General features: G+C 64.5%; 28 protein-coding genes. 9 read left to right on the top strand and 19 right to left on the bottom strand.

What is annotated here, in order from left to right; genetic code table 11:
- Window positions 1-90: 90 nt before the first annotated feature.
- The gene (locus ACN9MB_RS17645) at window positions 91-471 is read right to left on the bottom strand and encodes a VOC family protein (RefSeq protein ID WP_204636968.1); all 381 of its coding nucleotides are present in this window, start codon (window positions 469-471) and stop codon (window positions 91-93) included.
- Between the two features lie 76 nt (window positions 472-547).
- Between ACN9MB_RS17645 and ACN9MB_RS17640 the strand changes: the two genes are divergently transcribed.
- Both ACN9MB_RS17640 and ACN9MB_RS17635 read left to right on the top strand, forming a co-directional pair.
- On the top strand, window positions 548-2,482 hold the full coding sequence (locus tag ACN9MB_RS17640) for an ATP-dependent DNA helicase (protein ID WP_426271940.1): 1,935 nt from the start codon (window positions 548-550) through the stop codon (window positions 2,480-2,482).
- Window positions 2,483-2,556: 74 nt separating this feature from the next.
- The gene (locus tag ACN9MB_RS17635; protein WP_204636966.1) at window positions 2,557-2,925 is read left to right on the top strand and encodes a VOC family protein; all 369 of its coding nucleotides are present in this window, start codon (window positions 2,557-2,559) and stop codon (window positions 2,923-2,925) included.
- A gap of 2 nt (window positions 2,926-2,927) precedes the next feature.
- Here ACN9MB_RS17635 and ACN9MB_RS17630 read toward each other — a convergent pair whose 3' ends face one another.
- Both ACN9MB_RS17630 and ACN9MB_RS17625 read right to left on the bottom strand, forming a co-directional pair.
- On the bottom strand, window positions 2,928-3,758 hold the full coding sequence (locus ACN9MB_RS17630; RefSeq protein ID WP_426269728.1) for a helix-turn-helix domain-containing protein: 831 nt from the start codon (window positions 3,756-3,758) through the stop codon (window positions 2,928-2,930).
- 94 nt (window positions 3,759-3,852) lie between these two features.
- Window positions 3,853-4,224 carry a nuclear transport factor 2 family protein gene (locus ACN9MB_RS17625; RefSeq protein WP_204636964.1) on the bottom strand — a complete coding sequence of 124 codons (372 nt, stop codon included), beginning with the start codon at window positions 4,222-4,224 and terminating at the stop codon, window positions 3,853-3,855.
- 184 nt (window positions 4,225-4,408) lie between these two features.
- On the opposite strand from ACN9MB_RS17625, the gene creD reads away from it, so the two are divergent.
- Together creD and tsaB are read left to right on the top strand one after the other, a co-directional pair.
- Entirely contained in the window at window positions 4,409-5,752 is a 1,344-nt protein-coding gene (gene creD / locus ACN9MB_RS17620) for a cell envelope integrity protein CreD (RefSeq protein WP_426269727.1), read from the top strand.
- A complete protein-coding gene (gene tsaB, locus ACN9MB_RS17615) occupies window positions 5,749-6,438 on the top strand; it encodes a tRNA (adenosine(37)-N6)-threonylcarbamoyltransferase complex dimerization subunit type 1 TsaB (RefSeq protein ID WP_204636962.1) in 690 nt (229 codons plus the stop codon). The genes creD and tsaB overlap by 4 nt, the downstream gene beginning before the upstream one ends.
- Before the next feature lie 90 nt (window positions 6,439-6,528).
- Here tsaB and ACN9MB_RS17610 read toward each other — a convergent pair whose 3' ends face one another.
- On the bottom strand, window positions 6,529-6,867 hold the full coding sequence (locus ACN9MB_RS17610; RefSeq protein WP_426269726.1) for an ArsR/SmtB family transcription factor: 339 nt from the start codon (window positions 6,865-6,867) through the stop codon (window positions 6,529-6,531).
- A gap of 149 nt (window positions 6,868-7,016) precedes the next feature.
- On the opposite strand from ACN9MB_RS17610, the gene ACN9MB_RS17605 reads away from it, so the two are divergent.
- Window positions 7,017-7,763, top strand: coding sequence for a glucose 1-dehydrogenase (locus ACN9MB_RS17605; RefSeq protein ID WP_426269725.1), 747 nt, complete (start codon window positions 7,017-7,019; stop codon window positions 7,761-7,763).
- A gap of 123 nt (window positions 7,764-7,886) precedes the next feature.
- Entirely contained in the window at window positions 7,887-8,294 is a 408-nt protein-coding gene (locus ACN9MB_RS17600) for a DUF302 domain-containing protein (RefSeq protein ID WP_426269724.1), read from the top strand.
- Here the strand turns inward: ACN9MB_RS17600 and ACN9MB_RS17595 are convergent, their stop codons facing one another.
- Both ACN9MB_RS17595 and ACN9MB_RS17590 read right to left on the bottom strand, forming a co-directional pair.
- Complete coding sequence (locus ACN9MB_RS17595) at window positions 8,295-8,726, bottom strand: GFA family protein (protein ID WP_426269723.1); 432 nt, start codon at window positions 8,724-8,726, stop codon at window positions 8,295-8,297.
- A 45-nt stretch (window positions 8,727-8,771) separates the two neighbouring features.
- A complete protein-coding gene (locus ACN9MB_RS17590) occupies window positions 8,772-9,791 on the bottom strand; it encodes a YeiH family protein (protein ID WP_426269722.1) in 1,020 nt (339 codons plus the stop codon).
- A gap of 86 nt (window positions 9,792-9,877) precedes the next feature.
- Between ACN9MB_RS17590 and ACN9MB_RS17585 the strand changes: the two genes are divergently transcribed.
- Entirely contained in the window at window positions 9,878-10,756 is an 879-nt protein-coding gene (locus ACN9MB_RS17585) for a LysR family transcriptional regulator (protein ID WP_204636956.1), read from the top strand.
- Between the two features lie 43 nt (window positions 10,757-10,799).
- On the opposite strand, the gene ptsP is transcribed toward ACN9MB_RS17585, so the two are convergent.
- The 12 genes from ptsP to ACN9MB_RS17525 form a co-directional block, all read right to left on the bottom strand.
- Window positions 10,800-12,530, bottom strand: a complete 1,731-nt coding sequence (gene ptsP, locus ACN9MB_RS17580) for a phosphoenolpyruvate--protein phosphotransferase (RefSeq protein ID WP_426269721.1) — start codon at window positions 12,528-12,530, stop codon at window positions 10,800-10,802.
- A 155-nt stretch (window positions 12,531-12,685) separates the two neighbouring features.
- Window positions 12,686-12,955 (bottom strand): HPr family phosphocarrier protein, encoded by a 270-nt coding sequence (locus ACN9MB_RS17575; protein WP_426269720.1) that lies wholly within the window; start codon window positions 12,953-12,955, stop codon window positions 12,686-12,688.
- Window positions 12,948-13,340 carry a PTS sugar transporter subunit IIA gene (locus ACN9MB_RS17570; RefSeq protein WP_204636953.1) on the bottom strand — a complete coding sequence of 131 codons (393 nt, stop codon included), beginning with the start codon at window positions 13,338-13,340 and terminating at the stop codon, window positions 12,948-12,950. Before ACN9MB_RS17570 ends, ACN9MB_RS17575 begins: the two co-directional genes overlap by 8 nt.
- A 43-nt stretch (window positions 13,341-13,383) precedes the next feature.
- On the bottom strand, window positions 13,384-14,283 hold the full coding sequence (rapZ, locus tag ACN9MB_RS17565) for an RNase adapter RapZ (protein ID WP_204636952.1): 900 nt from the start codon (window positions 14,281-14,283) through the stop codon (window positions 13,384-13,386).
- 3 nt (window positions 14,284-14,286) lie between these two features.
- Complete coding sequence (gene hprK, locus ACN9MB_RS17560) at window positions 14,287-15,237, bottom strand: HPr(Ser) kinase/phosphatase (RefSeq protein ID WP_204636951.1); 951 nt, start codon at window positions 15,235-15,237, stop codon at window positions 14,287-14,289.
- A gap of 130 nt (window positions 15,238-15,367) precedes the next feature.
- Window positions 15,368-15,691 carry a ribosome hibernation-promoting factor, HPF/YfiA family gene (gene hpf / locus ACN9MB_RS17555; protein ID WP_204637362.1) on the bottom strand — a complete coding sequence of 108 codons (324 nt, stop codon included), beginning with the start codon at window positions 15,689-15,691 and terminating at the stop codon, window positions 15,368-15,370.
- Between the two features lie 290 nt (window positions 15,692-15,981).
- A complete protein-coding gene (locus ACN9MB_RS17550) occupies window positions 15,982-17,463 on the bottom strand; it encodes an RNA polymerase factor sigma-54 (protein ID WP_426269719.1) in 1,482 nt (493 codons plus the stop codon).
- A 125-nt stretch (window positions 17,464-17,588) separates the two neighbouring features.
- Complete coding sequence (gene lptB, locus ACN9MB_RS17545) at window positions 17,589-18,308, bottom strand: LPS export ABC transporter ATP-binding protein (RefSeq protein WP_426269718.1); 720 nt, start codon at window positions 18,306-18,308, stop codon at window positions 17,589-17,591.
- Window positions 18,309-18,311: 3 nt separating this feature from the next.
- Window positions 18,312-18,926, bottom strand: a complete 615-nt coding sequence (lptA, locus tag ACN9MB_RS17540) for a lipopolysaccharide transport periplasmic protein LptA (RefSeq protein WP_204636949.1) — start codon at window positions 18,924-18,926, stop codon at window positions 18,312-18,314.
- The gene (gene lptC, locus ACN9MB_RS17535) at window positions 18,817-19,485 is read right to left on the bottom strand and encodes an LPS export ABC transporter periplasmic protein LptC (protein ID WP_204636948.1); all 669 of its coding nucleotides are present in this window, start codon (window positions 19,483-19,485) and stop codon (window positions 18,817-18,819) included. The genes lptA and lptC overlap by 110 nt, the downstream gene beginning before the upstream one ends.
- On the bottom strand, window positions 19,482-20,021 hold the full coding sequence (locus tag ACN9MB_RS17530) for a KdsC family phosphatase (protein ID WP_426269717.1): 540 nt from the start codon (window positions 20,019-20,021) through the stop codon (window positions 19,482-19,484). Before ACN9MB_RS17530 ends, lptC begins: the two co-directional genes overlap by 4 nt.
- 95 nt (window positions 20,022-20,116) lie before the next feature.
- Window positions 20,117-21,127, bottom strand: a complete 1,011-nt coding sequence (locus ACN9MB_RS17525; protein ID WP_426269716.1) for a KpsF/GutQ family sugar-phosphate isomerase — start codon at window positions 21,125-21,127, stop codon at window positions 20,117-20,119.
- 254 nt (window positions 21,128-21,381) lie between these two features.
- On the opposite strand from ACN9MB_RS17525, the gene ACN9MB_RS17520 reads away from it, so the two are divergent.
- Entirely contained in the window at window positions 21,382-21,621 is a 240-nt protein-coding gene (locus ACN9MB_RS17520) for a BolA family protein (protein ID WP_046973279.1), read from the top strand.
- A 43-nt stretch (window positions 21,622-21,664) separates the two neighbouring features.
- Window positions 21,665-22,924 (top strand): UDP-N-acetylglucosamine 1-carboxyvinyltransferase, encoded by a 1,260-nt coding sequence (murA, locus tag ACN9MB_RS17515; RefSeq protein ID WP_426269715.1) that lies wholly within the window; start codon window positions 21,665-21,667, stop codon window positions 22,922-22,924.
- Between the two features lie 834 nt (window positions 22,925-23,758).
- Here murA and ACN9MB_RS17510 read toward each other — a convergent pair.
- Window positions 23,759-25,048: a tetratricopeptide repeat protein gene (locus tag ACN9MB_RS17510; RefSeq protein ID WP_426269714.1), complete on the bottom strand. Its 1,290-nt coding sequence runs from the start codon at window positions 25,046-25,048 to the stop codon at window positions 23,759-23,761.
- Window positions 25,049-25,108 lie beyond the last annotated feature (60 nt).

The following is a 25,108-nucleotide window of genomic DNA, read 5'->3' as shown; positions in this document are numbered from 1 at the left end:
GTCACCCCGATCGCGTCTCATTGAGGAAGCAAGCCGGATCCGCACGGGCGGTGCACGCCAGGAACATTTGGCGTGCATCCGGTGGCGGGCTCAGGCCCTGGCGCGTTCTTCCATCAGGCCCACCAGATTCCCGTCCGGGTCGCGCAGGAAGGCCAGCCACAAGGTGTGATCCGATAGCTCCGCCGTCGCCTGCGGCTCGCGTTCGCCCACCGCGCCATGATCGAGCAGTGCGCGGAACGTGTGCTCGATGTCGCCGACCGTGAAGTAGAGAATGGAATTGCCACCCACGCTGCCATGTCCTTGCGGCGTGGACAGCATCAGCCGCACGCCGCCGGCATCCAGGAAGGCCAGATTCGTGGCGGGCCGAAACAGGAACGGCAGTTCCAGGATGTCGCGATAGAACGACAGCGCTGTATCGACGTCGCTGACGGTGATGGCGATCTGGCCGATGCCGGTGATCCGTGAGGACATGGCGCAACTCCACGGCTGGGAATACCGGCAGTCTAGAACATTCGCAGCCGCGGCTCAGGTCGGCGATACTTGGCCGATGATTGATCACGAGGACGTTGCCGCGCTGCTGGGCACGGAAGGCCCCTTCGCTCGCGAGCTACCCAATTTCGCCCCGCGCGCCGCCCAGCAGGCGATGGCGCGCGCGGTGCAGCACGCCATCGCCGAGCGCGAGACGCTGATTGCGGAGGCCGGCACCGGCACCGGCAAGACGTTCGCCTATCTGGTGCCGGCGTTGCTCTCGGGGGAGCGCGTGATCGTGTCCACCGGCACCAAGGCGCTGCAGGACCAGCTGTATTTCCGCGACCTCCCGCGCGTGCGCTCGGTGCTGGGCGCCCGCCTCAAGACGGCGTTGCTGAAGGGGCGGTCGAACTACCTGTGCCTGTATCGTCTCGACCAGACCGTGCGCGAGGGTGCCACTTTCGATCGCGCGCAGGCGTCGCAACTGGCGGCCGTCCGTGCCTGGTCGGCGCGAACACGGCGCGGCGACCGCATGGAGCTGGCAGAGGTGCCGGAGGAATCGCCACTGTGGCCGCGCGTCACTTCGACGCCGGAAAACTGCCTGGGCGTGGAGTGTCCATTCTACGACGACTGCCACGTGATCAAGGCGCGGCGCGAAGCGCAGGAAGCCGACCTGGTGGTGGTCAACCATCATCTGCTGTTCGCCGATCTGGCGCTCAAGCAGGAAGGTTTCGGCGAAATCCTGCCAGGCGCGAACGCGTTCATCCTCGACGAAGCACACCAGATTCCCGAGCTTGCCGGCCAGTTTTTCTCGCAGAGCATCAGTGCGCGCCAGCTGTCGGATCTGGCGCAGGACAGCCTGAGCGAATGCAATGGTGTCACGGGTGCGATTGGCCTGGTGCTGGAGCCGGCCGAAGCGGTGCAGGATGCCGTGCGCAGACTGCGACTGGCGATGGACGTGTTGCCGGAGCGAGGGCCGTTCCATCAGATGGAGGCCAAGCACGAGATCGGCGATGCCTTGCATGCGTTACGTGACGTGCTGGCGGCGCTGACAGACGTACTGGCGTCCCAGGCGGAGCGCTCGCGCGGCTTCGCCAATGCGCATGAACGCGCCGCTTTGATGAGCGAGCGCCTCGATCGCATCGCCGAGCGCGAAAGCGAACGTGACGTGCGCTGGTACGAACTGTTTCCCCGCGGTTTTGCCCTGCATGCCACGCCGCTCGATCTGGCTGCGCCCTTGCGAGCCATGCGGGAACAGACCCAGGCGGCGTGGATCTACACCTCGGCCACGTTGTCGGTGTCGTCCAGCTTCGATCATTTTGCGCGCCAGCTGGGTCTGGAAGACCCGCAGACCCTGCATGTGGAAAGCCCGTTCGACTATCAGAAGCAGGCGCTGTGCTATCTGCCGACGGGGCTGCCGGATCCTTCCGCCCGCGACTACACCGACCGGGTGATCGAGGCCGTGTTGCCGGTGCTGCATGCCTCGCACGGACGCGCCTTCCTGCTGTTCACCTCGCACCGTGCCTTGCGCCGCGCGGCCGAATTGCTGCACGAGCGGGTGCCCTGGCCTTTGTTCGTGCAGGGCTCGGCACCACGCCACCAACTGCTGGAGGATTTCCGCCACAGCGGTCACGGCGTGTTGCTGGGCGCTGCCAGTTTCTGGGAAGGCGTCGACGTGGCGGGCGAAGCGTTGAGCGTGGTGGTGATCGACAAGCTGCCGTTCGCTTCGCCGGACGATCCCGTGCTGCAGGCGCGCCTCGAAGCGCTGGAGCAGGCCGGCATCAATCCCTTCATGGGTTGGCAGGTGCCCAGTGCGGTGATTGCGCTCAAGCAGGGCGCGGGCCGGCTGATTCGCGACGTGCACGATCGCGGTGTGCTTGTGTTGTGCGATCCGCGCCTCACCAGCAAGGGCTATGGACGGCTGTTCCTCAACAGTCTTCCGGCCATGCCGCGCACCAAGGAGCTGGCGCAGGTGAAGTCCTTTTTCGACGATGAAGTATCCGCGCCGGCGTAACTTATCGCGGGGCACTGGATTCTGTCCGCCGCAGGCACAACGATAAGCGCAGTCACTCCAACGAGGATTCGGACATGGCCAAGGTCACCGGTTTTGGCGGCATCTTCTTCAAGGCGCGCGATCCGGCAGCACTGGGCGAGTGGTATGCGCGGCATCTGGGCTTTCCGCTGGAAGACTGGGGCGGGGCGCGTTTCGAGGACGACGCGTCGCGTCCGGGTTATATCGTGTGGACGCCATTCGCCGCTGACACCACCTATTTCGCGCCCAGCAGCCAGCCTTACATGCTCAACTTTCGCGTGGACGATCTGGATGGCTTGCTCGCGCAGTTGAAGGCGGACGGCGTGGACGTCGACGGCCGCATCGAAGAGAGCGAGTTTGGTCGCTTCAGCTGGATCATGGATCCGGAAGGCACGCGCATCGAACTGTGGCAGCCGCCGGGCTGAGCTTACGCACTCGTTCCGCTGGCGTTGGCTGCCATGTCGCGCAGATGGCTGGCGGTCGCTTCGTCGGCGGGCACGAACGCTTCCAGGGCCAGTTCGGCCAGGGTGACGTCCATCGGCGTGCCGAACACTGTGGTGGTACTCAGCATCGACAGCGTGATGTCGCCGAGCGCCAGTTCCATCGGTACGGCGATATCGCCGCTGACCACGCCGTGCCCCTCGGCATCATTGCCGGGATAGCTGCGCAACTCCTGTAGCAGGGCGACCAGTTGCGGGTCGTGCGTGGCATCGATCTGGCGACGCAGGCGATCGAGCAGATGCGCCCGCCACACCGGCAGATTGCGGATATGCGGCGCCAGCCCTTCGGGATGCAGGCTCAGGCGCAGCACGTTGATCGGCGGTTTGAGCCATTGCGGTACCAGTCCCGCCAGCATGCGTTGCGTGGCCTGGTTGCTTTCGATCAGGTTCCAGTGCCGATCGACGGCAAGCGCGGGATAGGGCTCCAATCCTTTCAGCAGCAGACGGATCGAACCGAGCACGGCGGCAAACGCGGGATCGTCGAAGGTGCGCTCGCGATAGACCGGCGCAAATCCCGCCGTCACGAGCAGTTGGTTGCGTTCGCGCAAGGGAATATCCAGGTATTCGGCCAACCGCAGGATCATGTCGCGACTGGGCTGCGAGCGTCCCGATTCCATGAAGCTCAAATGGCGCGTGGAAACCTCCGCGCCGCTGGCCAGATCGAGCTGGCTGAGCCGTCGATGACGCCGCCACTCGCGCAAGAGATCGCCCACCGGACGAGCGGCGGACGGGGAGAGGGCGGAAGCCGTGGCGCTCATGTGCATCTCCGTGGGTACCTCGAGGGAGCGATGTTCCCACGAGGATGGATGGCAAGCCCATGCCGGACGGCGGGGTGCCGTCCGGCCGTGGCCGTCAGGCCATTTGCGGCACCTTGTCGAGGAAGCCGAACACCTGGCCGATGCGTCCTTCCTGCAGCGAAGCGACGTCGAAACCGATCACCAGCGGTTCGGCTGCGCCCGGCGAGGCGAGATGCCACTGGAATCGCAGCGTGTCGTGATGCGCATCGACCACACCGGCGAGTGCGAAGCGGTGGCCGGGGAACATCGCCTGTACGGCCGACACGGTGGCGTCGATCGCTTCCCAGCCCTTCGCATCGACCATCGGATCGGTGTAGCGCGCGTGTTCGGCATAGACGTCTTCGATCAGGCTGCGACGACGCAGGGCATCGGTCTCGTTCCAGCTGGCGATGTAGCGTTCGGCGAGTGCGTGGGCGTGGGTGGTCATGGCGTGTTCCTCGTAGGTGGGTGTGGGAACAGAGTGCGGCGTACGAGGCACGCAAGCGATTACCTGCGGGGTAATGAGTTGCGCCATGGTTCCGCCACAAGTCGCATGCGAGTCGGCAGCAACTCGCCCGAAGGTTCGCCCCCGCGCCTGTTTTCCTGCAGGCTCCGAGACAAGGGATTGAGCCATGGGACACTGGATGAAGGGCTGGACCGCCAAGGTACTTGGCGTGGGCCTGCTGGCGCTGCTCATGTTGTTGCCGTTGTGGAAGGTGCAGTCGCTGGTGGAAGAGCGGCAGGGCATGCGGCAGGCGGCCATCGAGCAGATCGCGCAGGGCTGGGGCGGCGAGCAGGTGCTCGGTGGCCTCGTGCTGGCGGTGCCGACGCAGGAGAAGATCGCAACGACCGGCGGCGAGCTGCGCGATGTGGCCGATACCACGCTGCTGCTGCCCGACACGGCCGCCATGAGCATCGGCATGTCGGTGGACAAGCGCCGCTACGGCATCTACGAAGCGCCCGTGTTCGCTTCGACGGTGGAATTGCACGGTCGATTCGCTGCGCAGGACATCGCGCAGCGGCGACAGCTGGATACCGCCACCTGGCAGGATGGCAAGGCGGAACTGCGGCTGGTGGTAGGCGATCTGCGCGGTTTGCAGGACGTGAGCGAGTTGCAGGTCAACGGCAAGCCGCAACGCTTCGAATCGTCCGCGATGACGTTCGGCGGCTCGTCTTCCACCGTGGTCGTGCCGCTCGATCTGGCGGCGCTCAATGGCCAGCCCATCGAATTTTCAGTGAAGCTGCACCTGGCGGGGACGCAATCCCTGCAGCTGTTGCCGCTGGCGCGCAGCATGGAAGTGAACATGCGCGCGCCATGGCCCGACCCGAGTTTCATCGGTGCGGCTTTGCCGCTGGAGCGCAGCGTGAATGCGCAGGGTTTTTCGGCGCGTTGGCACATGCTGGATCTCAACCGGAAGTTCGGCCAGTCGTGGCACGCGAGCGATGCACGCATCGACGCCGCCGTGCATGACGCCGCGTTCGGCGTGGCCTTGTTCCAGCCGGTGGATGTCTATCAGCGCAATGTGCGGGCAGGCAAATACGGATTGCTGTTCGTCACCATGACATTCGTGGCGTTCTTCCTGTTCGAGGTGCTCAAGCGGCTGCGCGTACATCCCGTGCAATACCTGCTGGTGGGCGCTGCGCTCACCTCGTTCTACGTGCTGCTGCTGGCGCTGTCCGAGCAACTGGGCTTTGGTCTTGCCTACAGCGTGGCGGCCGCTTCGGTGGTGGCGATCGTCGGCGGCTATGCGATGGCGGTGTTGGGTGCACGGCGGGCAGGGCTGCTGCTGGGGGCCTCGCTGGCGCTGGTCTACGCCATGCTTTACGTGGTGCTCGCGGCGGAGGAATACGCCTTGCTGATCGGCGCCATCCTGCTGGTGCTCACCGTGGCCCTGCTGATGTACCTCACCCGCCGCATCGACTGGTATGCCAGCATGCCTGCCGCGACCGGCCCGGCTATCATGGAGCAGCCATGAACCTGCTAGCCATCGAAACCTCCACCGAAGCCTGCTCCGTCGCCCTCGTCCACGGCGACCAGGTGATCGCACGCAGCGAAATTGCGCCGCGCCGCCACGCCGAGCTGGTCCTGCCCATGGCCGACGCCTTGCTGGCCGAAGCCGGCCTGGGTCGCCACGCCCTCGACGGGATCGCCGTAGGCCGCGGCCCGGGTGCGTTCACCGGGGTGCGTCTCGGCATCTCGCTGGCGCAAGGCATGGCGCTGGCGCTCGATGTGCCGGTGGTGACGGTGTCCTCGCTTGCCGCACTGGCCCTGGAAGCCCCGGAAGACGACGCCACCATCCTCGCGGTGATCGACGCGCGCATGGGCGAGATCTACGCCGCAAGCTACCGGCGCGACGACAACGGCGGACTGATCACGCTGGACGACGAACGCGTCTGCCTGCCCGCTGCGTTGGCGTTGTCACCGTCGCCCGCATGGCATGTGGTCGGTTCGGGCTGGAGCACGTATGCGGATGTGTTGCGTCCCCATCTCACCGGCGAATTGCGTTCGGCCGAGGGGGCACGCTATCCGCAGGCACGCCATGTAGCGGAACTCGCCGCTCGCGAGTTTGCCGCGGGAAATGCAGGTGCCCCCGAGCATGCCTTGCCGGTGTATCTGCGCGACAAGGTAGCGCTGACTCTCGTGGAGCAGGGCAAGGCCTGACGTCACTGTGGGAGCGCACTTGTGCGCGACTGGGCAGCCTCACTCGCGCACAAGTGCGCTCCCACAAAACGATCCGAGGCTCAGCCGAAATCAGCCCGCGACGACTTCAACGGGCTTCGACGCGATTTCTTGCTTGCGCGCCGCGCACTGAATGCTTTGCGCGTGTTTGATCGCCGGAAGCAACCCAGGGAAACGTTCCTCGATCTCACCGCACCGCGTGGTGTTGAGCATCTCCACGCCACGGCGCTCGCTGCGGATCAGTCCTGCTTCGCGCAAGGCGCGGAAGTGCTGTGACAGGGTGGATTTGGGGATGCAGCGGTCTTCGATCTTGAGGAAGACCGAGCAGCTGTTGGCGCTGTCCGCGCAGGACAGTTGCCAGTAGATCGCCGCGCGCACGGGATCGGAAAGGGCATGCAGGATGCCTTCCACGGTCACGTCGTCGATCGAGGGGTGGGTCAGGGGCCTCATATGTTCATTTTAGCAGCACTTGAAACTTAGTTCTTAAGTTCGTATGTTACGAACTATTGGAGTTCAGAACTCCCTCAGCTTCCCCCTCCCAACCTGAACAGGTCTCTGTCATGAGCAAGCTCAAAGGTAAAGTGGCTGTCGTTACTGGCGCATCCAAGGGCATTGGCGCCGCCATCGCCAAGGCGCTGGCCGCCGAAGGCGCCTCCGTGGTGGTCAATTACGCCTCCAGCAAGGCTGGCGCGGACGCCGTGGTGGCCGAAATCGCCAAGGCCGGCGGCAAGGCCGTGGCCGTGGGCGGCGACGTCTCCAAGGCCGCCGAGGCCAAGGCGCTGGCCGACGCCGCCGTGTCGAACTTCGGTCGCCTGGACATCCTGGTGAACAACTCGGGCGTGTACGAGTTCGGTGCACTCGACGCCATCACCGAAGAACACTTCCACAAGCAGTTCAACGTCAACGTGCTCGGCCTGCTGCTGACCACCCAGGCAGCGGCGCGCCACATGAACGACGGTGGCAGCGTGATCAACATCGGTTCGCTGGTATCGCGCATCGTGCCGCCGGAAAGCGCGGTGTACACGGGCACCAAGGGTGCGGTGGACGCCATCACCGGCGTGCTGTCGCGCGAGCTGGGCCCGCGCAAGATCCGCGTCAATGCGGTGAACCCGGGCATGGTCGAAACCGAAGGCACCCATGCGGCCGGCTTCATCGGTTCGGACTTCCACCAGGGCGCGATTGCCCAGACCCCGCTGGGCCGTATCGGCCAGCCGGACGACATCGCCTCCATCGTGACCTTCCTTGCGTCCAGCGACTCCTACTGGCTGACCGGCGAGCAGCTCTACGCCGGCGGCGGCATGCGCTGATCCATCGCGCAAGCCTGCGAGGCGCATCCCGGTGTGGGCCGGGGTGCGCCTTTTTTGCATGCGTCGGATTAACGTGGCGGGACCGAAGATTCGTCGATCACTCCCAAGCAACGAGGCATTCCGATGTCCAGCCCAGCCGACCACGGCATCGTGCAATTTTGCTCGCCGTTCGATGTGAGCACGACCATCGGCAAGATCCGCGCAGCGCTGGATGCGCACGGCATCACCGTGTTCGCGCTGATCGACTTCAGTGGCGATGCCTCGCGCGCAGGACTCAGCATGCCGGCCGAGCAGATGTTGATCTTCGGCAATCCGAAGGGCGGCACGCCGTTGATGCAGCAGGAACCGCGCGCCGGCCTGGATCTGCCGCTGAAGGCGCTGGTGTGGGATGACGGGGAGGGCGCAAGCTGGATCGCCTGCAACGCGCCGGAATACATCATCGCGCGGCATGGATTGTCCGAGGCACTGGCCGCGAATCTTGCCGGTCCGATCGCGCTGCTGAAGCAAATCGCCGCGGAGCCGTCCGCCTGATCAGGCCTCGCCTTCGACGATGCTCACGTTGGCGATCCAGTTCGCCTGTCGTCGTGCGAGTTTCGAAGATACGTCTTCTTCGCTGAAACTCGCCGGCCGATGTTGAAGCAGGCTGGAGTCGAGGTTGTCGAACGTGTTTACGTTGACCACCGCATAGACGTGTCCGTCGACGGTGCACGTCACTAGCGGCACGCCGCCGCATTCCCTGCAGATATGGAAATCCGCGGTGCTGGTGCCAAAGGCATAGCGGTGGAGTAGATCAGGCCTGCGCACCGTGACGCGCAGATCGCCATCCGGAACAGACGTCCAAACGGCGCCGTGCTTGGTGCAGAAGGAACAGTCGCAGGCGCGGGCGGGAATCTCGGTCGGGTCGGGCTTCCAATCGAGCGTGTAAGCGATGTTTCCGCAATGACACTGGCCGTGAAGCAGCATGCTGGCGTCCGTGATCGGCGTGACCGTGGGCGCCCAGCGTAATCGTTACAACTGCCCGATGACCAGTTGCACCAGCAGGCTGCTCACCGCCACCGCGGCCCACACACCAAGTCCCAGCAGGATCGGACGCGCCCCGGTGGAAGCCATCTTGCGCAGGTTGGCCGAAAGACCGATCGCGGTGAGCGCCACGATGATCAGGAATTCGGCGGCCAGGTGCAGCGCCGGCTGGATAGCCACCGGCACCAGGCCAGCCGTGCGCACCCCCGAAGCGACCAGGAACCACAGGATGAACCAGGGAAAGATCCGGCGCAGGCTGAAATCGGTGGCGCCCTGCTTCTTCTGCTTCCAGGCTGTGGCAAAGGCCAGGATCAGGCAGATCGGAATGATCAGCGTGGCGCGGGTGAGCTTCACGATGGTGGCGTAATCGCCCGCCTGCTTGCTGAAGCTGTAGCCCGCGGCGACCACCGACGAGGTGTCGTTGATCGCGGTGCCGGCCCACAGGCCGAAGCCGAGGTCGGACAGGTGAAGCAGGTGGCCCAGCAGAGGAAACAGCAGCACGGCGACCAGGTTGAACAGGAAGATGGTGGAGATGGCGAACGCGGTGTCGTGCTCGTCGGGCTTGATGATCGGCGTGACCGCCGCGATCGCCGAGCCGCCGCAGATGGCGGTGCCCACGCCGATCAGGATCTTCAGTTTGTCCTGCACCTTCAGCAGGTGACCCAGCCCCCATGCCGCCAGGAAGGCCACCGTCATCGTCACCAGGGTGACCGACAGCGATTCCAGCCCTGTCTTGGCCACCTGGTCCAGGCTTAGCCCGAAGCCCAGCGCGATGATCGACCACTGCAGCACCTGCTTGCCCGCGAACTGGATGCCCGGCGTATAGCTGCCACCCGGGGCCAGCGTGTTGCGCACCAGGATGCCCAGCACGATGCCGAACACCGGACCGCCGATCAGTGGCGCCAGCTTGCCCAGGCCCAGTGCCACCAGGGCGATCACCACGGACAGCAGCAAGCCGGGGAGGCGGGACGGGGTGGGTGAAGCGGGGATGGCGACGGCGGCATTCATGGCGTTCTCCGGCAATGCCGGCATTTTCCGCCTCGCCATCCATCAATAAAATTTTGAATTACTGATCATTGATATAAGATCAGCTGATGATCAACATCAGCCCGCGCCAGCTGGAAGTGTTCGTGCAGATCGCCCGCCTGGGCAGCGTGCGCGCCGCCGCCGAGACGCTGCACCTGACCCAGCCCGCGGCCAGCATGGCGCTGGCGGAAATGGAGCGGCAGCTGGAAGCGCCGGTGTTTGCCCGCGAGCGCGGCCGCCTGCGCCTCAATACGCGTGGCCGCGAACTGCTGCCGCTGGCGCAGGAACTGCTGGAGCGCTATGCCGAATTCGGTCGCGTAGGCACCGGCGGAGGCGATGAACTGGGCGGCGAACTGCGGGTGGGCGCGAGCAATACCGTGGGCAACTACCGCGTGGGCGAACTGCTGGGTGAGTTCGTGCGCGCGCACCCGCACGTATCCGTGCGCCTGCGCGTTTCGAACACCTCGGAAATCGTCGCCGCCATGCTCGATCACGCGCTGGAGCTGGGCTGTGTCGAAGGCCCGGTGGCGCACCCTTCGCTGGAAGTGCGGCCGTGGCGTGACGACGCGCTGGTGGTCTGCGCCTCGCCCGATCATCCGTTGGCACGCAAACGGCGCATCGAGGCGGAGGATTTCGCCGGCGCGCGCTGGGTGCTGCGCGAACCAGGATCGGCCACCCGTAGCCTCAGCGAGCGCGCGCTGTCGAGCCTGCCCGCGGGCGAAACCGTGTTGGAGTTGGATCAGGCGGAAGCGATCAAGCAGGCCGTGATTGCCGGCCTCGGCATCGCCTGCATTCCGGAAGTGGCCATCATCGATGCGGTGGCGGCCGGACGGCTGAAAGTGTTGCGCACGCCGTTCCTGGATCTGCATCGCAAGCTCTCGCTGCTGCTGCACCGGCAGCGCTATCGCGGCGCCTTGATCGAAGCTTTTCTAGCCCGCGCCGGCTGAGCCTTCCCCATAACAGGATCAGGCGATCAGGTCAGGCTCTTGCTCAACCCGTAATGCTGGCCAGCAACGCCTCGGCTTCCTCGTGCGTACGCGACCGCAGAATGCGCGGCGCATGCGCGCGCAACGTCGCATGATCGAGCGTGGCAAGACGATCGCGCACATGCAGCAGCTGGCTGGGATGCATGCTGAATTCGCACAGGCCCAGCGCCAGCAGCAAGCCGGTGAAGTTCACGTCGCCGCCGATTTCGCCGCACAGGCTCACGCCTTTCTTGGCGCGACGCCCTTCCGTAATCACGTACGCGAGCAGCCGCAGCAGGGCGGGCTGCAACGGGTTGTAGATGTTTTCCAGCGCATCGTTGCCGCGGTCCGCGGCCAGCACGTACTGGGCCAGATCGTTGGTGCCGATGGCGAGGAAGTCGGAGTGTTCGAGCAGCGCGCGCACATTGATCGCTGCCGCCGGCACTTCGATCATCGCACCGAGCTGGAGCTTCTCCGGCAGGTCGATGTTCTCGCGCTTCAATTCCTGTCGCGCGAGCTTGAACAGCGTGCGCACGGCGATCAGTTCGTCGGGTTGCGTCACCATCGGCACCAGCACGCGCACCGGGCCATAACAGGCGGCGCGCAGGATGGCGCGAATCTGCGTGCTGAATACGGCGGGATAGCGCAGCGACAGGCGTACGCCGCGCACGCCCAGCGCCGGGTTGTCTTCACCGCGCACCACCAGCCCCGCGGCATCGGCCTTGTCGGCGCCGAGGTCGAGCGTGCGAATGGTCACCGGCAGGCCGCCCATGCCGAGCACGAGGTCGCGATAGGCGATGAACTGTTCGTCTTCGGTGGGCAGTCCCTTCTGGCGAAGGAACAGGAATTCCGTGCGATACAAGCCCACGCCGTCGGCGCCGCGGGCGCGCGCCATGGCGATGTCGGCGGGCATCTCCGCATTGGCGAACAGGCGGATGTCCACGCCGTCACGCGTACGCGTGGGCGCGTTGGCCAGCGTGGCAAGTCGGCGGCCTTCCGCGGCGGCTTCGCGCTGCCAGGCGCGATAGTGGGCCAGATCCTGGGCGGTGGGATGCACCACCGCTTCGCCGCGTTCGGCATCGAGCAGGATCAGGTCGTCGTCGTGGATGGTCGACAACGCGTCGCGCGCGCCCACCAGCATCGGCAGGTCCAGGCTGCGCGCAAGAATGGCGCTGTGCGAATACGGACTGCCCGAACTGGCGACCACGCCGAGCAGGCCGGCGCCAGCCAGATGCGCCATGTCGGCGGGTGCGATGGTGTCGGCGATCAGGATCTCGCCCACGCGCGCGGCCAGCTTGCGTTCTTCGCGGCTGGTCTGGCGCTGCAGGGCGGAAATGACGCGGCCGATCACCTGGTCGACGTCTTCCTTGCGCGAGCGCAGGTAGGGATCGTCCATCGCCTCGAACACGGCGGCGAGGCGGTCGCGTTGCTTCTTCAGCGCGGCGCCGGGACGGTAATGGCCGATGCGCACCAGATCGTCCAGCCCGCGCAGCAGTTCCGGGTCGTCCAGCAGCAGGCTGTGCGCGTCGATGAACTCGTTCACCTCTCGCGCCAGCGCGCCGTGCAGCTTGCCGCGCAGTTCGCGCAGCTCCTGGCGTGCGGTATCGAGCGCGCGATGCAGGCGTGCCAGCTCGCTTTCGACTTCGTCTTCGGCGAGCGGGCGGGTATCGACCAGGTAGCGGCTGGGTTGCACCAGGCGGGCGCGGCCCAGAGCCATGCCTTTCGCTGCCGTGGTGCCTGCCAGTACCTGTCTCATGCGTGCCTTCCATGGTGAAGCGGCCGGGCCGGCCGCGCGTGACGTCGGCATCCGGCCAACGTGTCGAATGCAGAACCAGAAAGATCGCACGACGCAGCCAACCGGGCCGTGAATACGGCCTCAGCTCGACATATGCGTGCCATATCTTTCGCCACTCAAGCTCCTTCGTCGAACTTGCGATCGAACAGCGCCACCACGGCTTCGATGGCGGACTGCTCGTCCGGACCATCAGCGCGAACGGTCAGCGGCGTGCCGATGCCGGCGGCCAGCATCATCACGCCCATGATGCTTTGTGCATTCACCTCGCGGCCCTTGCTGACCAGCCACACGGTGGACTTGAAACCCTGCACCAGCTGCACGAGCTTGGCCGAGGCGCGGGCATGCAGGCCCAGTTTGTTGGAGACAACGATGTCGCGTTCAAGCATGGTCGATGAAGATCCCTCCGCGGCCCCCACTGGCGGCGATTTCCGCCAGCTCGTCCAACGGTTTTTCTGCGTAATTGAGGACGCGCAGCAGCATCGGGAGATTGAGCCCCGAGACGCAACGCAAGCGGACGCCCAGCGCACCGAGCGACAGGCCGATGTTGCACGGCGTGGCACCGTAAAGATCGGCCAGCACCAGCACGCCGTCGCCTTCGTCCAGTTCGCGCGCATGCTTGGCGGTGAGCGTGCGCATCACATCCGGATCCGCCTGCGGTGGAACCTCGACGGCCTCCACGCGCAGCGGCAGCTTGGGCAGCACGTGGTGGGAGGCGGAGATCAGCGCCTGGCCGACCGCCTCGTGCGTCATCAACAACACGCCGACGCTCATGACGGCGTGCCAGTCCGCGGTAAAGGTATGGCCAGCATGGCTATCACTCGAGTTCGCGATGGAAGGTAAGCACGCCGTTGCGTAGCGCGCGGTAATGGGCGGCAAGCTTCTCCACCAGGTACACCGAACGGTGTCGACCGCCCGTGCAGCCGATGGCGATGGTGACGTAGCTGCGGTCGTCGGCTTCGAAGCGCGGCAGCCAGGTGTCGAGCCAGCGCGCGGTGTCGGCGTAGTACTCGGCCACGATCGGCTGCGTATCGAGGTAATCGCGCACGGCCGCGTCCTTGCCCGAGAGCGGGCGCAGCGTGGGATTCCAGTGCGGGTTCGGCAGGCAACGCGCGTCGAACACGAAATCCGCGTCCAGCGGCAGGCCGCGGCGGAAGGCGAACGACTGGAACATCAGCGTCAGGCCTTCGGTGGCCTCGGCATAGCCGGCGGCGAACAGGCGGCGCAACTGGTGCACGTTCAGTTCGCTGGAATCGATCACCTTGTCCGCGATGGCCGAAAGCGGGCGCAGCACACGGCGTTCCTCGGCGATCGCGTCGGCCAGCGACAGGCCCTGCCACGACAACGGATGACGGCGGCGCGTTTCCGAATAACGCTTGATCAGCACCTCGTCGCGGCAGTCGAGGAAGATCAGGTGGGCCTTGACTCCCTTGGACGCCAGCTCCGACAGGATCGCCGGCATGCGCTTCAGGTCTTCGCCCGGATTGCGCACGTCCACGCCCACGGCGACATGGCGGCGCTTGCCTTCCACGTTGCCGCTCACCGCCGCCACCAGCTGCGGCAGCAGGGCCGTGGGCAGGTTGTCCACGCAGTAGAAATCGAGGTCTTCCAGCGCGCGCAGGGCCACCGTCTTGCCACCGCCGGACATGCCGGTGAGCACGATCAGGTTGACCGCGTCAGCTCGGTTGAGCGCGCTGAGGGAGTGGGTTTCGCTCATGGGTCACCACGGAGGCAGCCGGCGCATCTGGTGCGCCTGGCGGTCGATGAAAGTCTGTGCAGGGTCGATGCCCTTGCTCTTGAGCACGTGGTTGCGCACCGCCGCTTCCACCAGCACCGCCAGGTTGCGGCCGGGAGCGACCGGGATCGTCATCATCGGCACCGGCACCTCGAAGATTTCGCGGTGGCCGATGTCGCCGGTGAGGCGGGTAAGTCCATCCGTGTCCTCGCCTTCGCGCAGCGGCTTGAGATGTATCACCAGGCGAAGATATTTGGACGGCTTGACCGCGGTGTGACCGAACATCTCTCGCACGTTCAACACGCCCAGGCCGCGCACTTCCAGCAGGTCCTGCAGCAGCTCGGGGCAGGTGCCGTCGATCACGTCCGGGGCGATCAGGGTGAACTCGGTGGCATCGTCGGCCACCAGCCGATGGCCGCGACTGATCAGTTCCAGCGCCAGCTCGCTCTTGCCCGAGCCCGACTCGCCGGTGATCAGCACGCCGATCGAGAACACTTCCAGGAACACACCGTGCAGCGTGACCTTGGGCGCCAACATGCGTGCCAGGTGGTATTGCATCCAGGTCAGCAGCTCGTGGCCGCGCTTGGAGCTGATCCACAGCGGCGTATTGGTCTCCTCCGCCACTTCGCGCAAATCGGTGGGGATGGGCTGATCCTTGGTCACGATCATCGCCACCGGCTGGTAGGCGGCGATCTTGTTGATCGCTTCCCAGCGCTGACGCGATTCCAGGCCGTCGAGGTAATTCAGCTCCTCGGTGCCGATGATCTGGATCTTGTTCGGGTAAATGACGTTGAGGTAGCCGATCAGCGAGGGACGACGCGTGGTCGTCGCTGCCTGCTCGAGCACACGCGATTCCCCACGCATGCCGGATACCCAGCGCAAGGCCATGCGCTCATGCACGCTGTCATAGAGTTGTCGGGCGGAGAGCCGGTCCAAGCCTTGTCCTTTGCGCCACCGGAAGAGGGCGGCTACCCGGATATTGTGCCAGTTCACACCGGCGGGCGCCTTGGACGTGCAGGGAAAGAGGGCAGAAGGCCCGCCCGGAGCCGGGCGGGCCTGGCGGAGATCAGCCGTACAGGCGCTCCTCGCGGGCGGCGCGCTGATGTTTGTCGCAGATCTTCTCGCGGTGCTTGCGCAACTGGGTCACCAGCTTGTCGAAGAGTACGTCGATGGAGACGTACATGTCGTTCTCGAGCGCTTCAGCGTGCAAGGTGCTGCCCGTGACGTTGAGCGTGCCTTCGGCGCGCTGCTGCAGTTTGTTCACGGAGAGAACGATGCTCAGGCTGAGAATGCGTTCATCGAGGCGGGTGAGGCGGTCAAGCCGGCTGTTCACATGATCCCGGAGGGCCGGGGTGACTTCAATCTGCTGACCGCTGAGTTGTACTTGCATGTTGCGCCTCCTCTGGTACTTGCCGCGGACGCGGCTGGAATCGATGCGCCGGTCGCTCATGTCGTGGCCGACACACCTTTGAAAACTCCGGTATTGCGAGGTTTTGCTCCGGCCTCCTGACCACGTTGGGATAGTCACTATGCACCTCGGACGAACTGCTCGCGTTAGAAAGACCTTCACGCCTCAGACATGACAGGCTTTCTCTCGCGTCGTCCTGGCTATAGGTATGGGGACGTCTTTTTCGCGGCCAAGTTCCCGAGGCGGGATGACGCAGACACGGGCAAACCCGTTCAGCCAGCGCGCTGGCGCTCGCTGGAACTGGGAATACGCATGGCTTCGCGGTACTTAGCGACGGTGCGTCGGGCAACCTGAATGCCCTTGCGATGCAACTCCTCCGCGATGGCCTGGTCGGACAGCGGCTTGCGCGGGTCCTCGGCATCGACCAGCTTGCGCAGCATGGCCTGGATGGCGGTGGCCGACGCGCTGCCACCGTCTTCGGTGGACACGCCGCTGGAGAAGAAATGCTTGAGTTCGAACGTGCCCCGCGGCGTATGGATGTACTTGCGGGTAGTTACACGTGAAATGGTCGATTCGTGCATGCCCACTTCCTCCGCCACTTCGCGCAGCACCAGGGGGTGCATCGCTTCGGGGCCGTAGTCGAGGAAGGCGCTCTGCCGCCGCACGATCGCCTCGGCCACCTTGAGCAGCGTCTCGGCGCGCGATTCCAGGCTCTTGATGAGCCAGCGCGCCTCCTGCAGCTGGCCGCGCATCCAGCTCGCGTCGGTGCCGCGGGCCTGGGCGATGAGGCCGCAATAATGCTGGTTGAGGCCGAGCCGCGGCTGGCAGTCCGGATTAAGGCTTACACGCCAGCGGCCAGCATCCTTACGTGCATAGACGTCAGGAGCGACGTATTCGACAGGCGTGACATCGAGCGCCGCACCAGGGCGTGGATCGAGGCTGCGGATCAACACGGCCGCGGCGGCGGTGTCGTCTTCGCTCACTCGCAGTTTGCGAGCAAGACGCGCGATGTCGTTGCGCGCGAGCAGTTCCAGTTCGGCATCGACGATGCGCAGCGCGAGTTCGCGTTGCGGCGTATCGGGATCGAATTGTTCGAGCTGCACGCGCAGGCAGTCGCGCAGGTCGATGCTGGCTATGCCGGTGGGATCGAAACGCTGCAGCATGCGCCGCACTTGCTCGACTTCAGCAGCGCTGGCCTTGATGTCGGCCGGCAGCGCAGCCACCAGCGACTCCATGCTCTCGGTGAGATAGCCGTCGGCATTGAGCGCATCGATCAACACGGTGGCGATGGTGCGATCGCGCACGCTCATGTGCGTGAGGTTGAGCTGCCACAGCAGATGTTCCTGCAGCGTTTCTTGCGCGGCGCTTTGCGGCTCGAAGCCGTCTTCGTCCGGATTGCTGTTGCGCGACGAGGCGCCGCTGAGCGAGAAGTCGACCGGATCGTCGCTGCCTCCGTCACGCTCCACGTCGCCCCATTCGGGGGCTTCCGCATCGTCGACGGTATCGCTGCTGCTGGAACTGGAACTGGACGAGCTGACCGGGATCGCGTCCATCGGTGGCTCGGACTCGCGTTCGTCGCCCTCAAGATTGTCGGGGTTGTCGTCGGCGAACTCGAGAAGAGGATTGCTTTCGGCGATCTGACGCAGCTCAGCCTCCAGCTCAAGCTGCGACAGCTGCAGGAGGCGGATGGCCTGCTGTAACTGTGGAGTCAGCGTGAGCTGTTGATTGAGGCGAAACTGCAGTCCGGGTTTCATGCCAGCGGGTCGGGATGAACGTGAAGGTCATCCTAACTCGTGCCTTCCGGGTCGGCCATAGGCTAGAGCGTGATCCCGGTCTCCCATAGCCCGCAATTCTGCGGGGCGGGCCTGTTCCGCCGCCGTTACAGGCGGAATTCGCGGCCCAGGTAGACCTCGCGCACCTTCTCGTCGGCGAGGATGTGCGCAGGCGTACCGCGCGAGAGCACTTCGCCGTCGTTGAGGATGTACGCGCGGTCGCAGATGCCCAGCGTTTCGCGCACATTGTGGTCGGTGATCAGCACGCCGATGCCGCGCTCCTTCAAATGACGCACGATGCGCTGGATTTCGCCGACCGAGATCGGATCCACGCCGGCGAACGGTTCGTCCAGCAGCATGTAGCGCGGATGTGCGGCAAGCGCACGCGCAATCTCCACGCGGCGGCGTTCGCCACCGGAAAGGCTGATGCCTTTCTGGTCGGCGATGTGCGCGATCTTCAGTTCGTCCAGCAGGCTTTCCAGTTCGTTGGCGCGGCGCTTTTCGTCCCAGCCTTCGCGCAGTTCCAGCACGGCCATGATGTTGTCGGCCACGGTCAGGCGACGAAACACCGAGGCTTCCTGCGGCAGATAACCGATGCCGAGTTTGGCGCGCTGGTGCATCGGCAGGCCGGTGATGTCCTGCTTGTCCAGCTTGATGGTGCCGGCATCGGCTTCGATCAGGCCCACCACCATGTAGAAACAGGTGGTCTTGCCCGCACCGTTGGGGCCGAGCAGGCCCACCACTTCGCCTTCGCGGATGGAGAAGGCGAAGTCGCGCACGACCTGGCGCGCCTTGAAACTCTTTTGCAGACCTTCAGCAGAAAGCATCGATCAATGGCCCTCGGCCGGCTTGGGGGCCGGTGGCGGCGTGGCAGGCGGCGTGCCCGGCTTCGGCGGCGTGGCGGCAGGTGCGCCCGGCTTGGCCTTGGGCAGGATCACGCCATGCACCAGGCCGTCGCCAGCGGCTTCACCGGTGATCAGCGAGGTCTGCGTGTTGTAGACCAGCTTGTCGCCATGAAACTCGCCGCGGCCCTGTTGACGCACCACGGCGTTACCTGTGAGCACCGCAATGCCGTTGATGTTGTCGTAGTCGAGTTGGAGCGCGTCGCCCTGCATCAGGTTGCCGGCGTCATCGAGCTGCTCGATATGCGCCAGGTTTCCCGTCACCACGGCGCGCGCCACCTGGGTGTCGGCATCGAGATACAGCTTGGCCACGGCGCCGGTCAGCTTCATCGTGCCCTGGGTGGCCACGACATTGCCGGTGAGCGTAGTGACCGTGTTGGGCGCGTTGAACCCGTCCATGGACTTGGACGAGAAGTTCATCGGCTGGTTGCGGTCATCCTGCTTGGCCAGTGCCGGCTGCAGGATGAGCAGTCCCAGGCCCAGCAGGGCGAGGGGCAGCTTGAGACTTCTTGGGTCGCGGCGGAAACGAGCCGGTGACTTCATCGAACAGCTCCAGATGATTGGTGTTGAGGTTGGCACGCATGCCCACCCCGTTAAGTGTACGTGCGCCTTGCTTCATATGCGCTGGGGCGTCCGTCACCATTCGGTTTTCTTTTGGCCAGGCGGTGACGTCGGAGGTGTGCATTTCGGCCGCATCGGTCTGGGCAAAGGCCGCCCGGTGCATGTAGACCGGGCCTTGCAGCTTGAGCAGGGTGCCGCTCTTGTCGACCCAGGCGTACAGCGACTTGCCCAGCCACGGCGGCACGCCGGCCTCGTTGGACGGCAAGGTGAAGTCGGGCGTGTTGATGTACAGCGACTCGTCGTTCTCGCGGCGCTCCAGGTGCGGGGCGACCATCTCGAAGCTCGGCAAGCCGTCCACGTCGTACGACCACAGCTGGAAATTGGTCAGCGTATAGCCCGAGCGCGGCGGACCCACGAACTCGCTGACCTTCGGCGCCGGCGCCAGCCACCAGTACAACAGCTGGGCGCCCCCGGTAGCCAGGCCGATCAGCACGATCGCTACCGGCAGGCCGCGATCGCGCAGGTAACTGCGCAAGCTCACTTCCAGCGCTCCCGCTCGGCATCCGTCTTGCCCTGGGCGTGCAGGACCAGGTCGCAGACCTCGCGGGCCGCGCCCAGGCCGCCGCCCAGGCGGGTGCGCCAGTGCGATTGCTCGGCGACCCACGGGTGCGCATTGGCCACGGCCACGGCCAGGCCGACCTCCCGCATCGCCGGCAGGTCGGGCAGGTCGTCGCCCACGAAGCCGGCCTGTTCCGGCGTCAGGTTGAGTGCTTCCAGCAGCTGCTGCAGGCAGGCGCGCTTGTCGCCCTGGCCCTGGTAGACGTGGGCGATATCCAGTTCCTCGGCACGCAGTGCCACCGGGTGGCTGATGCGCGCCGAAATGATCGCCACCTGCACCCCATGGGCCATCAGCAACTTCAGGCCCAGGCCGTCGTGCACATGGAACACCTTGGTCTCGTGGCCGTCTTCGGCGTACCACAGGCGCCCGTCGGTCAAGGTGCCGTCCACGTCGAACACGACGAGTCGGATCTTGGCGGCACGGGCGAGCACGTCAGCGGGAAGGTCAGCCAGGTACATGGGATCTGTCGGCAGAAGGGCGGGAGGGCGATACCGTCAAACGCCGGGCGGCGCAGACGGTGCACGCAGGAATTGATAGCAGCCGAGCCTTTCGATCAGACCACACGGGCGCGGAGCAGATCGTGAATGTTAAGCGCTCCCACCACCTGTTGCTGGTCGTTGACCACCAGCAGCGCGTGGATCTGGTGCTTTTCCATCAGCTGGGCGGCCTCGATGGCCAGCTTGTCGGCGCCGATGGTCTTGGGGCCGCGCGTCATCAATTCGGCCACGGTGGCACCGCGCAGGTCCAGGTCGTCGTCGTCCAGGGCGCGGCGAAGGTCGCCGTCGGTGAATACGCCGAGCAGGCGATGGTCGGCATCGACCACGGCGGTCATGCCCAGGTGCTTGCGGGTCATTTCCATCAGTGCCTGGGTGAGCGAGGCGTTCGGAGGCACGGCCGGAATGCCTTCGCCGGTATGCATGACGTCGCTGATATGCAGCAGCAGGCGACGCCCCAGGCTACCCGCCGGATGCGAGCGGGCGAAATCTTCCGAGGTGAATCCGCGGGCTTCCAGCAAGGCAATGGCGAGGGCATCGCCCATCACCAGCGCCGCGGTGGTGCTGGCGGTGGGCGCCAGGCCCAGCGGGCAGGCCTCGACGGCGATGCTGGCGTCCAGATGCACGTTGGCCTGATCGGCCAGCGAGGAATGGGCGTTGCCGGTGATGGCGATCAACGGAATGCCCTGGCGCTTGATCACCGGCAGGATGAACAGCACCTCGTCGGTTTCGCCGGAGTTGGACAGGGCGAGCACGATGTCCTGCGGCAGGATCATGCCCAGGTCGCCATGGCTGGCTTCGCCCGGATGGACGAAGAACGCGGGCGTGCCGGTGGATGCCAGAGTGGCGGCGATCTTGCGGGCCACATGGCCCGACTTGCCCATGCCGGTCACGACTACGCGGCCGGCGCAGCTCATGATCAGGCGGCAGGCTTCCACGAACTCGGGTCCGATACGCGGTTCCAGCGCGCTGATGGTGGCCGCCTCGGTGGCGATCACGGTACGCGCGCTCTGCACGATGGCATCGGCGTTGATCGCGTTCGGGTTGGCTGGGGCAACGTGGGCGTTCATGCGTCCTCGAAAGTCGGCCGGATTTCCGTCATCACCCTGAACAGGTGTTGGTAGAGGGAAAATTCCGCTAAATCATATTGTTGTGGGTGGTTAACGGCCCAGGGCCGGAAGGCGCCGACAGCACGTGTCGTTTCTGCGACAGAGGTTTTCCATTAACATGGCATATTCGCATTTTAACGTCATAGTCGCTGCCATTGGGTTCGGTTACTTACCGGATCGGCGGCGCTGACCCCATCAAAGCAAGTGGAACAACCATGGACGCTGCCACCATTCAGGCAATGATCGAACAAGGCCTGCCCGGTGCTCAGGCTTCCGTCAGTGGCGACGACGGCGTGCACTTCGAAGCCCAAGTGGTGGCGGAACAGTTCGCCGGCAAGCTTCCTTTGGCGCGCCACCGCCTGGTTTACGCCACGCTTGGCGATCTCATGGGCGGTGCGATCCACGCGCTGGCCCTCAAGACGCTGACTCCCGCGGAAGTCGCTGCGCGCCGTTAAGGCGCCGCAGCGCTCCCCAGCAAACCATTCGCAAGGACATTCAATGGCCAAGATCCTGATCAGTGGCGGCGAGCCGCTCCACGGTGAAGTGGGTATTTCGGGCGCCAAGAACGCCGTACTCCCGATCCTCGCTTCCTGCCTGCTGGCCGACGAGCCGGTGGCGATCAGCAACGTGCCGCATCTGCACGATGTGACCACCTTCATCGAGCTGCTCGGCCAGATGGGCACGCAGCTGGTGCTGGACGACCGCATGAAGATGCACATCGACCCGCGCACCACCGACCGCCATTTCGCCCCGTACGACCTGGTGCGCACCATGCGCGCCTCGATCCTGGTGCTGGGCCCGCTGGTGGCCCGCTTCGGCGAGGCGGAAGTGTCGCTGCCGGGCGGTTGCGCGATCGGTTCGCGTCCGGTCGACCAGCACATCCGCGGCCTGCAGGCGCTGGGCGCCGAGGTGGTCGTGGAGAACGGCTACATCAAGGCCAAGGCCAAGCGCTTGAAGGGCGCGCGCATCTCGATGGACATGGTCACCGTGACCGGCACCGAGAACATCATGATGGCCGCCGCGCTGGCGCAGGGCACCACCATCATCGAGAACGCCGCGCAGGAACCTGAAGTGGTCGACCTGGCGCATTGCCTGATCGCCATGGGCGCGCAGATCGAAGGCGCCGGCACCTCCACCCTGGTCATCCACGGCGTGGAGCGCCTGCACGGCGCCGAGTACGAAGTGTTGCCCGACCGCATCGAAACCGGCACGTTCCTGGTGGGCGCGGCGATGACGGGCGGCAAGGTACGCGCACGCAACGCCCGTGCCGATACGCTGGACGCGGTGCTGTCCAAGCTGGAAGAGGCCGGCGCGCACATCTCCACCGGTCCGGACTGGATCGAGCTGGACATGCAGGGCCGCCGTCCCAAGGCCGTGAACATCACCACCGCACCGTACCCGGCATTCCCCACCGACATGCAGGCGCAGTTCACCGCGCTCAACTGCGTGGCCGAAGGCGTGGGCGTGATCACCGAGACCGTGTTCGAAAACCGCTTCATGCACGCGCTGGAACTGCAGCGCCTGGGCGCGGATATCCGCCTGGAAGGCAATACGGCCATCATCAAGGGCGTGGAAAAGATGAGCGGCGCGCCGATCATGGCGACCGACCTGCGCGCTTCCGCGTGCCTGGTGCTCGCCGGCCTGGTGGCCGAAGGCGACACCACGGTGGATCGCGTGTATCACATCGATCGCGGTTACGAGAACATCGAGGAGAAGCTCGGCGTGCTTGGTGCGAAGATTCGTCGACTGCCGTCTTGAGCTGTTCAAGCGTCGCAATAAAAAAGGCCGCGAAAGCGGCCTTTTTTATTGCTCGTTCAAAACCCACCGTCGAGGTTCATCTTCCTCACCGTCATTCCGGCGCAGGCCGGAATCCAGCGGACTCTGTATCGAGTTTTCGCGAAGCGCATGCCCGGCCATCGCGATGACGCGACGCACTCGTTACTGGATTTCGGCCTGCGCCGGAATGACGGTGGGGCGGTGGCCGAGAGAATTTGGGAAGAAATGGCGTCAGATGGAAATTCTCACTAACCCGTGGTGCTGGCGTCAGAAATTGTCCCTGGCACCTTTTCCTTTGGCACCTTTTCCTTTGCGGCGTCTAACTAAACAGTGCGAGAAATCGCGGGTCCATCCTGGCCCGCTGGCACCTTTTTCCGCTGCAGGCCCACCTATCGCTTGCTGTTGGGTGCATATAAAAAGAACAGTAGAAGGCCTGTTATTCCTAGAAGTAGGCCTGGCCGGATGGACGCATGCGCAGCGTGGAGCACGTCAAATTCCCCGCCACTTAAGATGCTCATCACAAAGGCAAGAGCAAACACAAGAATGCATCCGAGCGCGAATGCAACAAGCCCAAATACAAATGAAAAAGCGGCCTTCTTCATTTTCCTTGGCCATCCTTTTTAATCAATAGAAGGAGTACCGGCGTCTCCGGTATGGAGCATGGGTGGATCGAGTCGATAGGCAAGTTTGCGCCGGATTGATCTGTCTTCAGTTCACAAGTCACGTCGAGCGCTTTGCCCGGTGCGTTCTCCGCTTACACGGTGCGGAAAACGTACGGTCCTTTCCCAACTCTCTGTGGGGTCTTGTAGCCAATCTCTATGGATACGCCCTTTCTCGATACCCGTGCAGCGCGCCATACAGATCCGTGGCAACCCATTCGACATGAACTGAGTCCAGTTCACGCGATGGGTTGTGAAATTCCATCAATAGCAGTTCGCGCCAGCCCTGACGTGCATCGTCCGCGGAGTGGTCCCCGTAGCGAAGCCAGAGCTTCAAAATTTCTTGCTCATGCGGAAATTGATCATGAGCACGCTTCAGCAGGGCGGTTCCTTCGGCGCTCAGTTTTGAACTCCGAAATTCGCCAGATATCCGGCTGGCGGCAAACTTCGGGTCGCCGTAACGCGTCCAACCTAAGTCATCAGACTCTTTAAGCCCAGGATCACGCGTTTTGGATTGCAAGTTGGCGAGGATTCGTATTGCCTCGATATCACCCTTGCTTGAGCGAGAGCGCTTCGCGAGCTCCTTGCCATAGGTACCAAGGAGATCTTGGTCGGACGCCAACTGCAAATTCAAAGCGTTCACTACAAGAAACTTGGCGAGCAACGTGTCGTCCGGCAAAGGGTGGTCAGCGAGTAACAGCTTGCACATGTCCAGTTGTTGCTTCCATGCGGTCTGTATAACCTTGCTCTTATCGGCGCCGGTTGCCGCCGCTTCGGCTTCGAGGGCTGGACGTAGGCACTCGAGATCTGACGACACCGCGACCGTATTCTTGCTGGCTCGGGCGGCGTTCGCGAAAGCCAGTAGTGCCGTGCCGCGCTCCCTCCCTTGCTGCAATCGCAGTGCGTTCTGCAGCCCGGCATAGAGACTTGCGACATCACCGGTGCTCCTGAATGCGTCGAGGTGAGTGGCATGCTCGCGCAAAGCCGGACGTCGTCCCCACAGCTCCTCCAGAACTTGTTCGAACCGGCCGTGGGTCCGAAGAGCATTTGCGCGATCGAACATTGCAAAGGCGCGCTCGTCTTGGCCGAGCTCGAGGTAGCAATAGCCGGCAAGCATGGGCTGGTAGGACCCCATCAAGCCAGCAGCATCGACTTGTGCCCAAGCAGCCGTTGCCTTTGAGCACTCTTCGCGCCGTGTGTAGTGATAGGCCAGCTCCAGCAGCACGTAAGGTTTTTTACCACTCAACTCATAGGCCTGGCTTTGCCATTGGAATGACTTGTCCGGCTCCATGGTTGAGAGAGTATTTGCCAGCACGAACAGCGATTCCCAATCCTTGTTGCCGGCTGCAGCTTCAAGTCGTTCTATAGCCCGATCCGGGTCTCCAAGCAGATAGTCGTCATCCGCTGCCGGCATCACTCGCTCAACGCGGCGCCCAATTTCTTCCATGTTCCTCGGTGGCTTTGGAGCGTCGCCCGCGTGTGTGTTGATCGATGTCAAGACAAAGAA

It is taken from the genome of Dyella kyungheensis (assembly GCF_049913195.1).
In the GTDB taxonomy this organism is placed as follows: Bacteria; Pseudomonadota; Gammaproteobacteria; order Xanthomonadales; family Rhodanobacteraceae; genus Dyella; species Dyella kyungheensis.
Note: the sequence above shows the minus strand (reverse complement) of the source record. Positions and strands in the feature narration are given on the sequence as shown.

Bases quoted from the DNA above. Each gene is read 5' to 3' on its own strand.
- murA (WP_426269715.1), top strand. From the start codon at position 21,665: ATGGCCAAGATCCTGATCAGTGGCGGCGAGCCGCTCCACGGTGAAGTG.
- ACN9MB_RS17645 (WP_204636968.1), bottom strand. From the start codon at position 471: ATGTCCTCACGGATCACCGGCATCGGCCAGATCGCCATCACCGTCAGC.
- rapZ (WP_204636952.1), bottom strand. From the start codon at position 14,283: ATGAGCGAAACCCACTCCCTCAGCGCGCTCAACCGAGCTGACGCGGTC.
- ACN9MB_RS17630 (WP_426269728.1), bottom strand. From the start codon at position 3,758: ATGAGCGCCACGGCTTCCGCCCTCTCCCCGTCCGCCGCTCGTCCGGTG.
- creD (WP_426269727.1), top strand. From the start codon at position 4,409: ATGGGACACTGGATGAAGGGCTGGACCGCCAAGGTACTTGGCGTGGGC.
- tsaB (WP_204636962.1), top strand. From the start codon at position 5,749: ATGAACCTGCTAGCCATCGAAACCTCCACCGAAGCCTGCTCCGTCGCC.
- ACN9MB_RS17590 (WP_426269722.1), bottom strand. From the start codon at position 9,791: ATGAATGCCGCCGTCGCCATCCCCGCTTCACCCACCCCGTCCCGCCTC.
- ACN9MB_RS17510 (WP_426269714.1), bottom strand. From the start codon at position 25,048: ATGGAAGAAATTGGGCGCCGCGTTGAGCGAGTGATGCCGGCAGCGGAT.
- ACN9MB_RS17625 (WP_204636964.1), bottom strand. From the start codon at position 4,224: ATGACCACCCACGCCCACGCACTCGCCGAACGCTACATCGCCAGCTGG.
- lptB (WP_426269718.1), bottom strand. From the start codon at position 18,308: ATGCTTTCTGCTGAAGGTCTGCAAAAGAGTTTCAAGGCGCGCCAGGTC.
- ACN9MB_RS17550 (WP_426269719.1), bottom strand. From the start codon at position 17,463: ATGAAACCCGGACTGCAGTTTCGCCTCAATCAACAGCTCACGCTGACT.
- lptA (WP_204636949.1), bottom strand. From the start codon at position 18,926: ATGAAGTCACCGGCTCGTTTCCGCCGCGACCCAAGAAGTCTCAAGCTG.
- ACN9MB_RS17570 (WP_204636953.1), bottom strand. From the start codon at position 13,340: ATGAGCGTCGGCGTGTTGTTGATGACGCACGAGGCGGTCGGCCAGGCG.
- ACN9MB_RS17525 (WP_426269716.1), bottom strand. From the start codon at position 21,127: ATGAACGCCCACGTTGCCCCAGCCAACCCGAACGCGATCAACGCCGAT.
- ACN9MB_RS17595 (WP_426269723.1), bottom strand. From the start codon at position 8,726: ATGCTGCTTCACGGCCAGTGTCATTGCGGAAACATCGCTTACACGCTC.
- ACN9MB_RS17530 (WP_426269717.1), bottom strand. From the start codon at position 20,021: ATGTACCTGGCTGACCTTCCCGCTGACGTGCTCGCCCGTGCCGCCAAG.
- ACN9MB_RS17605 (WP_426269725.1), top strand. From the start codon at position 7,017: ATGAGCAAGCTCAAAGGTAAAGTGGCTGTCGTTACTGGCGCATCCAAG.
- ACN9MB_RS17520 (WP_046973279.1), top strand. From the start codon at position 21,382: ATGGACGCTGCCACCATTCAGGCAATGATCGAACAAGGCCTGCCCGGT.
- ACN9MB_RS17640 (WP_426271940.1), top strand. From the start codon at position 548: ATGATTGATCACGAGGACGTTGCCGCGCTGCTGGGCACGGAAGGCCCC.
- ACN9MB_RS17635 (WP_204636966.1), top strand. From the start codon at position 2,557: ATGGCCAAGGTCACCGGTTTTGGCGGCATCTTCTTCAAGGCGCGCGAT.
- ACN9MB_RS17575 (WP_426269720.1), bottom strand. From the start codon at position 12,955: ATGCTTGAACGCGACATCGTTGTCTCCAACAAACTGGGCCTGCATGCC.
- ACN9MB_RS17585 (WP_204636956.1), top strand. From the start codon at position 9,878: ATGATCAACATCAGCCCGCGCCAGCTGGAAGTGTTCGTGCAGATCGCC.
- ACN9MB_RS17600 (WP_426269724.1), top strand. From the start codon at position 7,887: ATGTCCAGCCCAGCCGACCACGGCATCGTGCAATTTTGCTCGCCGTTC.
- ptsP (WP_426269721.1), bottom strand. From the start codon at position 12,530: ATGAGACAGGTACTGGCAGGCACCACGGCAGCGAAAGGCATGGCTCTG.
- hpf (WP_204637362.1), bottom strand. From the start codon at position 15,691: ATGCAAGTACAACTCAGCGGTCAGCAGATTGAAGTCACCCCGGCCCTC.